Annotated in this window: 10 protein-coding genes; 6 read left to right on the top strand and 4 right to left on the bottom strand. The window is 72.4% G+C overall.

The window, feature by feature from the left end; translation table 11 throughout:
* The coding region (gene galK, locus FHG89_RS03815; protein WP_139582813.1) for a galactokinase at nucleotides 1–1,135 on the bottom strand (1,135 nt) is incomplete at its 3' end.
* The gene (galE, locus tag FHG89_RS03810; protein WP_139582811.1) at nucleotides 1,132–2,115 is read right to left on the bottom strand and encodes a UDP-glucose 4-epimerase GalE; all 984 of its coding nucleotides are present in this window, start codon (nucleotides 2,113–2,115) and stop codon (nucleotides 1,132–1,134) included. The genes galE and galK, both read right to left, overlap by 4 nt.
* Before the next feature lie 175 nt (nucleotides 2,116–2,290).
* Here galE and FHG89_RS03805 point away from each other — a divergent pair, with 175 nt between their 5' ends.
* From FHG89_RS03805 to FHG89_RS03780, 6 genes are all read left to right on the top strand, one after another.
* Complete coding sequence (locus tag FHG89_RS03805) at nucleotides 2,291–3,403, top strand: hemolysin family protein (protein ID WP_139582809.1); 1,113 nt, start codon at nucleotides 2,291–2,293, stop codon at nucleotides 3,401–3,403.
* 33 nt (nucleotides 3,404–3,436) lie between these two features.
* Entirely contained in the window at nucleotides 3,437–4,462 is a 1,026-nt protein-coding gene (gene trpS, locus FHG89_RS03800) for a tryptophan--tRNA ligase (protein ID WP_139582808.1), read from the top strand.
* Between the two features lie 27 nt (nucleotides 4,463–4,489).
* On the top strand, nucleotides 4,490–5,059 hold the full coding sequence (locus FHG89_RS03795; protein WP_139582806.1) for a 2'-5' RNA ligase family protein: 570 nt from the start codon (nucleotides 4,490–4,492) through the stop codon (nucleotides 5,057–5,059).
* Between the two features lie 80 nt (nucleotides 5,060–5,139).
* Entirely contained in the window at nucleotides 5,140–6,063 is a 924-nt protein-coding gene (locus FHG89_RS03790; protein ID WP_139582804.1) for a YhjD/YihY/BrkB family envelope integrity protein, read from the top strand.
* A complete protein-coding gene (locus FHG89_RS03785) occupies nucleotides 6,063–6,449 on the top strand; it encodes a GntR family transcriptional regulator (protein WP_208760849.1) in 387 nt (128 codons plus the stop codon). Before FHG89_RS03790 ends, FHG89_RS03785 begins: the two co-directional genes overlap by 1 nt.
* Before the next feature lie 80 nt (nucleotides 6,450–6,529).
* The gene (locus FHG89_RS03780) at nucleotides 6,530–6,967 is read left to right on the top strand and encodes a hypothetical protein (RefSeq protein WP_139582803.1); all 438 of its coding nucleotides are present in this window, start codon (nucleotides 6,530–6,532) and stop codon (nucleotides 6,965–6,967) included.
* A gap of 215 nt (nucleotides 6,968–7,182) precedes the next feature.
* Here the strand turns inward: FHG89_RS03780 and FHG89_RS03775 are convergent, their stop codons facing one another.
* Both FHG89_RS03775 and FHG89_RS03770 read right to left on the bottom strand, forming a co-directional pair.
* Entirely contained in the window at nucleotides 7,183–8,817 is a 1,635-nt protein-coding gene (locus FHG89_RS03775; RefSeq protein WP_139582801.1) for a glycoside hydrolase family 13 protein, read from the bottom strand.
* A 75-nt stretch (nucleotides 8,818–8,892) separates the two neighbouring features.
* Entirely contained in the window at nucleotides 8,893–9,939 is a 1,047-nt protein-coding gene (locus FHG89_RS03770; RefSeq protein ID WP_139582799.1) for a LacI family DNA-binding transcriptional regulator, read from the bottom strand.
* Nucleotides 9,940–10,076 lie beyond the last annotated feature (137 nt).

Raw genomic sequence — 10,076 nt, 5'->3', positions numbered from 1 at the left:
CGGGGAGGACCGTCAGGGTCGTCGGGGTGGTGAAGCCCTGTTCGGCGTAGGCGGCCGTTACGGCTGCGGCCACCGCGTCGGACCGGTCGGACTCGACCAGGGCCAGGACGCAACCGCCGAAGCCTCCGCCGGTCATCCGGGCCCCGAGCGCGCCGGCCGCCAGCGCCGCCTCGACGGCCGTGTCGACCTCGGGGACGGTGATCTCGAAGTCGTCGCGCATCGAGACGTGTGAGGCGGTGAGCAGCGGGCCGATGTCGCGGACCCGGCCGGCGCGCAGCAGGGCCACCGTGTCCAGCACGCGCTGGTCCTCGGTGACCACGTGCCGGACCCGCCGTCGGGTCTCCTCGTCGTCGAGGCGGGCCAGCGCCGTGTCGAGCTGGTCGACGGTCACGTCCCGCAGTGCGGGTACGCCGAGCGCCTTCGCACCGGCCTCACAGGAACGGCGGCGGGCAGCGTACTCGCCGTCGGCGTGCCGGTGTGGCGCCCGACTGTCGATGACCAGCACGGCCAGGCCGGCGGCGTCCAGGTCGAACGGGATGTGCTCGACGGACTCGTCGCGGCAGTCGAGGAAGAGCGCGTGCCCGGCGCGGCAGCGGATCACGGCCGACTGGTCCATGATGCCGGTCGGCGCGCCGACGTAGACGTTCTCCGCCCGCTGTGCCAGCCGGGGCTGCCGCTCGGCGGGCAGTTCCAGCCCTCCGAGGTCGAGCAGGGCGGCGAGCACGGCGGACTCCAGGGCTGCCGAGGACGACAGGCCCGAGCCGAGCGGCACGTCGGACGCGATCGCCAGTCGGGCACCGGGCACGGCGTGGCCGGCGTCGCGCAACGCCCAGACCACCCCGGCCACGTAAGCGCCCCAGCCGGTGACCAGGCCCGGCTCGGCCACGTCGTCCGCGCCGAAGGTGATCGTCTCGCCGGAGAGCTCGGACCAGACCGTCCAGCGTTCGTCGTCCTGCCGGTCGGCGGCGACCACGGTACGCAGCGGCAGCGCGAAGGGCAGCACGAACCCGTCGTTGTAGTCGGTGTGCTCGCCGATCAGGTTGACCCGGCCGGGTGCCGCCCAGCGGCCGGCCGCGTCGCCGCCGTACCGGTTGGTGAAACCCTCGGCGGCCCGCTGGGCCACGTCACCTGTCATGACTGCTCCAGGACGTGCGCGCGGTAGAAGGCCCAGGCGTCGCCGACCATGTCGTGCAGGGTCGGCTTCTGCGGCACCCAGCCCAACTCGTCGCGGGCCAGCGCGGAGGAGGCGACCAGCTCGGCGGGGTCGCCCTCGCGGCGTGGGGCCACCTCGACCGGTAGGGGTTGCGCGGTGACCTCGCGGACCACGTCGACGACCTGGCGGTTGGTGAAGCCGTTGCCGTTGCCCAGGTTGTAGATCCGGTGCTGGCCGGCGGTGGCGGCGTCCAACGCCAGCAGGTGGGCGCGGGCCAGGTCGGCGACGTGGATGTAGTCGCGGACGCAGGTGCCGTCCACCGTGGGGTAGTCGTCGCCGAAGAGCTGGAGCTTCTCGCGCCGGCCGGCGGCGACTTCCAGCGCGATCGGGATCAGGTGTGTCTCCGGGTCGTGCCGTTCGCCGAGCGGGACGGTGCCGTCGAGGTACGCGCCGGCCACGTTGAAGTAGCGCAGCGAGACCGCGGCCAGCCCGTGCGCGACCGCCTCGGAGGTGAGCGCCATGTCGGCGGCGAGTTTGGTGGCGCCGTACGTGTTGGTGGGCGCCTTGACGGCGGTCTCCGGGATGGGTAGTTCGGTGGGGTTGCCGTAGACGGCGGCGGTGGAGGAGAAGACCATCCGGGGCACCCGGGCAGCCCGTACGGCGTCGATCAGGGCGAGCGTGCCGACTGTGTTGTTCCGCCAGTACAGCTCGGGCTTGACCATCGACTCGCCGGCGGCGATCAGGGCGGCGAAGTGCAGCACCCCGTCGAAGCCGGCCTCGGGGGTGACGATCCGTGCGGCGTCGTGGATGGACGCCTCGACATGGGTGGCGTCGGGAGCGAGTGCCTCGCGGTGGCCGGTGCGCAGGTCGTCCAGGACGACGACGTCGTGCCCCGCGTCCAGCAGCATCCGGGTCACCACGCTGCCGATGAAGCCGGCGCCCCCGGTGACGAGCAGTTTCACGTCGTTGCCTCCTGATTCGACCCCGCCCGGGACTGACCCTTTGGTGATCACCCTACGGCTGCGGCGGGCAGCCCGACCGACCGTGCCGCCAGCACCATTCCATCATAATCTTTCACGATCGAACAGACTCGCACAATCCCGGTGGAGTGGGCCGCCGGTGTCTACCATCTCTGTCATGCGGGAAGCGGCCCGTACCGGGCTCCGGCGACGCGCGCGCGGGCGGCCCCGCCGTGACCCGGGCCCGCTCGCCCGGGCCGTCGCCCGGGTGCTGGTCCGCACCGCCGACGGCGCCAGCCGCCTCGTCACCGACCTGCTCGGCGCCGGCCCGGCGGCCGGCCGGGAACGCATCACCGAAGCCGAACTGCGGGACCTGGTGGCGGCGAACACCGTGCTCGACCCGGACGAGCGGCGGATCATCGACGAGGTCCTGGTGGCCGGCGCCAGCCTCGTCCGCGAGGTGATGATGCCCCGCACCGAGGTGGTCTTCCTCCCCGCCCGGCTGACCATCGCCGAGGCCGCCCGACTGGTCCGCGCCGAGACGCACACCCGCTATCCGGTCACCGACGGCACCCACGACGACGTGGTGGGCTTCGTGCACCTGCGCGACCTGCTGCTGCGCCCGGACGTCGACAGGTGCGCCACAGTCGGCGAGCTGACCCGCGAGGTGAAGCGGCTGCCCGGCAGCAAACGGGTGCTTGCCGCGCTTACCGAGATGCGCCGCGAGGGCCAGCACCTGGCCGTGGTGGTCGACGAGTACGGCGGCACCGCCGGGATCGTCACCCTGGAGGACCTGATCGAGGAACTGATCGGCGAGATCCACGACGAGTACGACGACGCCCCCGACCCGGTGCACGCCGGCCTGCCCGCCGTGGTGGACGGACGGCTCAACCTGTCCGACTTCGCCGAGCGGACCGGGGTGGTGCTGCCCGCCGGGCCGTACGAGACGGTGGGTGGCTTCGTGATGGCCGCGCTGGGGCGGCTGCCGGTGACCGGTGACGAGGTGCCGGTGCCCGGCGAGCCGGTCGACGCGGGCGCTCCCGACCCGCCGGGCGGCTGGTCGCTGCGGGTGCTGGCGTTGGACGGACGGCGGGTGGCCCGCCTCGCGGTCGCCGCCGTCCGAAGCGCGGAGCAGCGGCCGGACGTCGTCGGCGGGCAGCCCCGGGATCCCGTGGCCGGGCAGCGGGGCCGCGCCCCGGTCCGACCGACCCGCCGGGAGGAGGCGGGCGAGCCGTACGAGGTCAGCGCCCCCGCACCGGCGGGCCGGGGCCGACCCGCCGGCCCGTCATGACGGACCGGGTTGCTTGCTGACAGAATTATCGCCATGTCCGACGTACCCGCCCGTCCCCGCGTCTTCTCCGGCATCCAGCCGACGGCCGACTCGTTCCACCTCGGCAACTACCTCGGGGCGGTACGGCACTGGGTGGCCCTGCAGGAAACCCACGACGCGTTCTACTGCGTGGTGGACCTGCACGCCATCACCGCGGGGCACGACCCGGCGCTGCTGCGCCAGCGGACCAGGGTGGCCGCCGCGCAGCTCTTCGCGGTCGGTCTGGACCCGGAGCGCAGCACCCTGTTCGTGCAGTCGCAGGTGCCCGAGCACCCGCAGCTGGCCTGGCTGCTCGGCTGCATCACCGGCTTCGGCGAGGCCAGCCGGATGACGCAGTTCAAGGACAAGTCGCAGAAGCAGGGCAACGAGCGGGCCAGCGTCGGGCTCTTCACCTACCCGATCCTGCAGGCCGCCGACATCCTGCTCTACCAGGCCAACGCGGTGCCGGTCGGCGAGGACCAGCGCCAGCACCTGGAGCTCTCCCGGGATCTGGCCCAGCGGTTCAACTCGCTGTTCGGTACGACGTTCACGGTGCCGGCGCCGCACATCGTCAAGGACACCGCGAAGATCACCGACCTGCAGGAGCCGACGGCGAAGATGTCCAAGTCGTCGTCCTCGCCGGCCGGCATCATCGACCTGTTGGACGACCCGGCCCGTTCGGCCAAGAAGATCCGCTCGGCGGTCACCGACACCGGCCGGGAGATCGTCTTCGACACCGAGACCAAGCCCGGCGTCTCCAACCTGCTGACCATCCACTCGGCGCTCAGCGGTCGCGGCATCGACGAGCTGGTGGCCGCGTACGCCGGTCGCGGTTACGGCGACCTCAAGAAGGAGCTGGCCGAGGTGGTGGCGGAGTTCGTCCGCCCGATCCAGGAGCGCACCCGCACGTACCTGGACGACCCGGCGCAGCTGGACAAGCTGCTCGCCGCCGGCGCCGAGAAGGCCCGGGCGGTGGCCGGGCCGACGCTGCGGTCCGCGTACGAGCGGGTCGGGTTCTTCCCGCCGGTGCGCGGCGAATAGCGCCGCAGGACAGGTGGGGGCGGGTCGGTGGCCGAGAAGGCGGCGCGGAGCGTGGATCGCAGTGGCGGGGTGCCGCCCACCGGCGACACCATCCAGATCGGCATCGCGGTGGACATCCCGGAGCCGTGGGGCGGCCAGCTGACCCGGCGACGGGTCGAGGCCGGTGACCCGCTCGCGGTGCCCGCGCACGTGACGCTGCTCGGGCCGACCGAGATCCCGACGGCAAACCTGCCCGCCATCGAGCAACACCTGGCCGCCGTCGCCGCCGCGCACCTGCCGTTCGCGCTGCACCTGCGGGGCACCGGCACGTTCCGTCCGGTGACGCAGGTGGTCTTCGTCGCGGTGGCCGCCGGGATCAGCGAGTGCGAGCTGCTGGCCGCGGCCATCGCCGCCGCGCCGGGCCTGCACCGCCAGACCCGCTTCCCGTACCATCCGCACGTCACCGTCGCGCAGGACGTCGCGCCAGAGGCACTGGACAAGGCGTACGAGGATCTTGCCGACTTCTCGGCGATGTTCGAGGTCGACGCGTTCACCCTCTTCTCGCATAGCGGGCAGGCCCGGTGGCAGCCGCGTCGGGACTTCCGGCTCGGCGACTGACCGGCCGGCGACGCGCCGGTCGGCGAGCATCGCAAGCCGGGTTGCCACTACGGCGGTGAAAGATCGGCGAGGATGATCGCGTGAACGTGATCGGCCAGATCGAGGCGGGCATCGACCGCTGGGTGAGTGCCGCGCGCGGCCGGTCCGGTCTCTTCGACCACCTGTGGCGGGCGGGGGCGCTCTACGGCGAGGTGCTGGGCGGGCGGCTGGCGGCGGCGATCGCCTACTACGGCTTCTTCGCGGTGTTCGCCCTCGCCCTGGTCGCGTACTCGATCTTCGGCGCGATCCTGGAGGACAACGACGAGGTGAGCGCGGCGGCGGCCGACTTCCTCAAGGAGAACCTGCCGTTCCTCGACGCGCAGCAGATCGCCAACTCCAGCGGCACGGTAGGCGTGGTGGGTCTGGTCATCCTGGTCTTCACCGGGATCGGCTGGGTGGAGGCGATCCGCTCCTCGCAGCGACTGATGTACGCGCTCAACCAGCAGCCCGGCAACCTGGTGATCCGACGGCTGGTCGACCTCGGCGTGATGATCGGCGTCTTCGTGCTCATCGGCGTCTCGGTGGCGGCCGTGGACGCACTGGAATCGCTGCTGCGCTTCCTGCTGCGCAGCACCGGATCGGTAGGGCTCACCACGGTCAGCGCGGTGCTCAGCGTGCTGGTCAACGCGGTGCTCGCCACCGCGCTGCTGCTCGCGGTGCCCCGGCTGCGGATGAGCCGGTCCCGGTTGCGGCCGGTGGTGCTGCTGGTCGCGATCGGCATCACGCTGCTCAACACCGTCGGCCGGTACTACGTGGTGCGCACCGAGCGGAATCCGGCGTACACGGTGGTGGCCGGCGCCGTCGGTCTGCTGCTCTACCTCTACCTGCTCAACCAGTTGGTGCTGTTCGGGGCCGCGCTGCTCGCGACCAGCACGAACGGGCGGGTGGTGGACCTGGCGGAGGGCGCCCCGCCGGCGAAACTCGACGAGGACACCGATCCCGGTACGCCGGGCGGCGCGGGCTGATGGCGGAGGGTGTGCAGGTGCTGATCTCGGTCGACCCGGATTCGTCGGTGCCCCCGTACGAGCAGGTACGCGTGCAACTCGCCGAGTTGATCGGCGACGGCCGGCTCCCGGTGGGCAGCCGACTGCCCACCGTCCGGCAGCTCGCCGCCGACCTGCGGCTGGCCGCGAACACGGTGGCCCGGGCGTACCGCGAACTGGAGACGGCAGGTCTGCTGGAGACCAGGGGGCGCAACGGCACCTTCGTCGCTCCGGGCCGGGACGACGCCGTCGACCGGTTACAGCGGGCTGCCGCCGGCTACGCGGCCGAGGCGGCCCGGCTGGGCGTACCGCCCGCGACCGCGCTCGCGCTGGTCCGTGCTGCCCTGGACGCGGCCCGCCCCGGCTGACCGCCCCGGATCGGCCGCCGGACGGGCGGTCCTGCGGCGAAACCGCGTCCGGCACTCGCGTTCGCGGCCATGATGAGCCGGTGGGCGCACTCATGACACTTGACCTGCCGGCCGACTCGCCGCTGCTCGGGCTCCCGTGGATCATCACCTTCGGTCCGCTCGGCGATCTCGACGAGTGGGAGCCGGTGGTCTGCGGGCCGTACGAGCGGCCGCACGCGCTGGCGCTGGCCGAGGCGGTGGTGGCCGAGGAGCAGCTGATGGCGGTGGTGGAGCCGTTGCTGCCGGCGCTGTCGGCCGACGAGATCCGCAGCGAGATCGCCGCCGCGCAGGTCGCCGCCGAGGACGAGGCACGTCAGGTCGAGGGGGCCGACCTGTACGGCGACTTCGAGGACGTGATCGACGAGGAGTTGGACGCCGCCGCCGACGAGGCGGGTCACGGCGAGCCCGCCGAACCGCCGGACGAGGCCGAGGTACGCGAGGGCTTCACCCGGATCGCGGCACTGCTCACAGCGAAGTGATCCCCGGGACGGTCAGCGGGTCGGCGCGTCGGTGCCCGGTGCGGTACCCACAGCGGCGACGACGCACACATCGGCGCAGACGGACACCGGCGCCGCGCGGAGTCGACTCCGCGTGGCGCCGGCGCCACCTCACCCCCCACCACAAGGGGCCGGTAGCCCAGTCGCCCGTTGGCGCGGGGCACGACGGACGACCAGGTCGAGAACGGGTTACCCGCTCAGCGGCGTTCCAACCAGGCGGCGGCGTCAACTCCGAGCAGATGGCCGGAGCCCTGCCCGGTGAGCGTGTCGCTGGCGACGACCGGCTGGCCGTACCCGTCGATCAGGACCGGCGCCCCGCTGAGGTTGACCACGCAGGTCAGTACCGCTTCGCCGTTGGCGCGGGAGAAGGCGAGCACGCCGGGGCCGGTCTCCAGCCAGGTGACCCCACCGGCGTCGAGGGCCAGCGCCGGATGGTCGCGGCGGATCCGCAGCGCGGCCCGGTACAGCTCCAGCGTCGAGTTGGGCACGCCGGTCTGCGCGGCGACGGACAGCGCCCGCCAGGTGGCGGGGGCGGGCAGCCAGCTCAACTCGCTGCCGGCCGGCCCGAAGCCGTACGGCGCCAGCTCGCCGGTCCACGGGATGGGCACCCGGCAGCCGTCGCGGCTCTCGCCGGTCCGCAGGAACGCCGGGTCCTGGCGCAGTTCGTCGGGCAGGTCGAGCACCTCGGGCAGGCCCAGCTCCTCACCCTGGTAGAGGTAGGCGCAGCCGGGCAGGGCGAGCATCAGCAGGCTGGCCGCGCGGGCCCGCCGCAGACCCTCGGCCCCGTCGCCGTAGCGGGTGACGTGGCGCTGCTTGTCGTGGTTGGACAGCACCCAGGTGGTCGGTGCGCCGACCACTGTCGCCTCGGCCAGAGCGGTGTCGATCACCTTGCGGAACGAGTCGGCCGACCAGGTGGCGTCGAGGAAGTCGAAGCTGAAGGCCTGGTGCAGCTCGTCCGGGCCGATGTAGCGGGCGAGCCGCTGCGGGGTCTCGGCCCACGCCTCGGCCACCGCCATCCGGCCGCCGGGGTAGCTGTCCAGGATGGGCCGCCAGGCGCGGTAGATCTCGTGCACCTCGTCCTGGTCGAAGTAGGGGAGGCGGCCCTTGCCGAGCAGCTCGACCTGGCGCTGGCCGGTCGTCATAGTGCTGAAGCCGACGTCCGGCAGCCCTTCGGCCTTGATCATGCCGTGGGCGACGTCCACCCGGAATCCGTCCACGCCCCGGTCCAGCCAGAACCGCAGCACGTCCTCGAACTCGGCGCGGACCTCCGGATGACGCCAGTTGAGGTCCGGCTGGGCCGGGTCGAACAGGTGCAGGTACCACTGGCCGTCGACGACGCGGGTCCAGGCTGGGCCGCCGAAGATGCTCTCCCAGTCGTTCGGCGGCAACTCGCCTCGCTCGCCCCGACCGTCGGCGAAGAGGTAGCGGGCCCGCTCCGGTGAGCCGGGGCCGGCGGCGAGGGCGTCGACGAACCAGCGGTGCGCGCTCGACGTGTGGTTGGGCACCAGGTCGACGATGATCCGCAGGCCCAGGGCGTGCGCGTCGGCGATCATCGCGTCGAAGTCGGCGAGCGTACCGAACATCGGATCGACGTCGCGGTAGTCGGCGACGTCGTAGCCGCCGTCGACCATGGGGGACGTGTAGAACGGGGTCAACCAGAGCGCGTCCACCCCGAGGTCGTGCAGGTACGGCAGGCGTTGCCGGATCCCCTGGAGATCGCCGACGCCGTCGCCGTCACTGTCGGCGAAGCTGCGGACGTACACCTGGTAGACGACCGCGGCGCGCCACCAGTCGTCGGCGGGGCGGGTCGGGGTGGCGGTGCTGGCGGTCATCGGTGGGCGTTTCCCCGTCTGTCTCGTGCTCGGGTGCGACTGTCTGAGCAATATGCCGGCCGCGCCCTGCAAGAGTCAAGCAGATCTTGCGTAAGGGAATCGCACAGCGGCCGGGGCAACCGCAGTCGAGCCGCGCACCACCAGCTCCGGACGGAACAGGTACTCCGAGTGCGGGGCGCCGTGCCCGTTGATCTCGTCCACCAGGGCCCGGACCGCAGCCACGGCCATCGCGATCACCGGTTGACGCATGGTGGTCAGTGGCGGGTCGGTGAAGGCCATCAACGGCGAGTCGTCGTACCCGAGGACGGAGAGGTCGCCCGGAACGGTCAGGCCGCGCTGGCGGGCCGCCCGGACCGCGCCGAGCGCCATCAGGTCCGAGCCGCAGACCACGGCGGTGACGCCGCGGTCGAGCAGCCGGCCGGCCGCCGCCTCGCCACCCTCCACACCGAACAGCGACAGCTCGGCGAGTGGGCCGAGATCGGCCTCGGCCACGCCGGCCATCCGGGTCATCGCCGCTCGCCAGCCGGCCACCTTGCGCTGCACCGGGACGAACCGGTCCGGGCCGGTGATCAGGCCGATCCGCCGGTGCCCGAGCGCGACGAGATGGGCCACAGCCAGTTCGGCGGCCTCCCGGTCGTCGCAGGAGACGAAGGGCGCGCCGATGCCCGGCACGTACCCGTTGATCATCACGACCGGCAGCGGGCGGGCGATCAACGCCCGGTAGCGGTCGTGGTTGGCGGCGGTGTCGGCGTGCAGGCCCGAGACGAAGACGATGCCGGAGACCTGCCGGTCCAGCAGCATCTCCACGTACTCGTCCTCGGTGACGCCACCGGCGGTCTGGGTGCAGAGCACCGGTGTGAACCCGCTCTGCGCCAGGGTCGACTCGATGACCTGGGCGAAGGCGGGGAAGATCGGGTTGTCCAGCTCCGGCACCACCAGGCCGACCAGTCCGGCGCTGCGTTTGCGCAGCCGGGCCGGGCGTTCGTAACCGAGCACGTCGAGGGCGGTGAGGACGGCCTGCCGGGTCTCCGGGGCCACGCCGGGGCGGTCGTTGAGCACCCGCGACACCGTGGCCTCGCTGACTTCGGCCTGCTGGGCGATGTCGGACAGTCGAGCGCGCATGGCGGCACTTTAGCCCACCGGCAAGTTCTTGCGGGGCACTCTGCAAGCCCTTCCATTATCTGCAACGTATTGCTAACGTCCCCGCAACATGCGAGAGCAGCGGCGCAGTACTTATGCGCCGGTTGGCAAGAACTTCC

Source organism: Micromonospora orduensis (genome assembly GCF_006228125.1).
GTDB classification, from domain to species: Bacteria; Actinomycetota; Actinomycetes; order Mycobacteriales; family Micromonosporaceae; genus Micromonospora; species Micromonospora orduensis.
Note: the sequence above shows the minus strand (reverse complement) of the source record. Positions and strands in the feature narration are given on the sequence as shown.

Coding starts and splice junctions, on each gene's coding strand:
- FHG89_RS03805 (WP_139582809.1), top strand. CDS start 2,291: ATGCGGGAAGCGGCCCGTACCGGGCTCCGGCGACGCGCGCGCGGGCGG.
- FHG89_RS03785 (WP_208760849.1), top strand. CDS start 6,063: ATGGCGGAGGGTGTGCAGGTGCTGATCTCGGTCGACCCGGATTCGTCG.
- FHG89_RS03770 (WP_139582799.1), bottom strand. CDS start 9,939: ATGCGCGCTCGACTGTCCGACATCGCCCAGCAGGCCGAAGTCAGCGAG.
- trpS (WP_139582808.1), top strand. CDS start 3,437: ATGTCCGACGTACCCGCCCGTCCCCGCGTCTTCTCCGGCATCCAGCCG.
- FHG89_RS03775 (WP_139582801.1), bottom strand. CDS start 8,817: ATGACCGCCAGCACCGCCACCCCGACCCGCCCCGCCGACGACTGGTGG.